Source organism: Psychrobacter sp. 1Y4 (assembly GCF_051847555.1).
On the sequence record NZ_JBPYDE010000967.1, the window covers coordinates 1 to 558 of the forward strand.

A 558-nucleotide genomic window follows, 5' to 3' on the forward strand; every position below is an offset into this window, starting at 1 on the left:
AGCCTAGACAAACAGAAAAAGTGCTGGGCGCTGGCGGATATTATTGAAACCATGCCCGAAGTTATCGAAGTCATTATCGGTATGAATACACTTAGTGTGTTTAGTCACCCGCTAGCATGGGATGAGTTTAACGCGCTACAAAACAAACTGACTGTTCTGCTTGAGGAGATGCCTGAAAAGGCCATCGACGGCAAGCATATCGAGATACCAGTACATTATGGCGGCAAATATGGCCCTGATTTGGCCGCAATGGCAGAAGCTTTGGGTATGTCTGCTGATGCTGTAGTCGATCTGCACACCAGCGCTATTTACACCGTTTATTTTATTGGTTTTCAGCCCGGTTTTCCTTACCTTGGCGGCTTGTCTGAGTCGCTACATTTCCCAAGACATACTACCCCAAGGACGCACGTGCCTGCAGGGTCGGTCGGTATCGGCGGGGAGCAGACAGGCATTTATCCTTTTGCCTCCCCAGGCGGATGGCAGTTATTAGGTCAGCCAGACACCGCGTTATTTGACTTGACCAAAGATTCGCCAACCTTACTCAGCGCTGGTGATACC

1 protein-coding gene is annotated in these 558 nt (G+C 49.6%); it reads left to right on the forward strand.

Going from position 1 to position 558, the window contains the following annotated elements:
* Positions 1-558, forward strand: a 558-nt coding sequence (gene pxpB / locus ACS8FC_RS19880) for a 5-oxoprolinase subunit PxpB (protein ID WP_439298053.1), incomplete at both ends; no start/stop codon positions are given.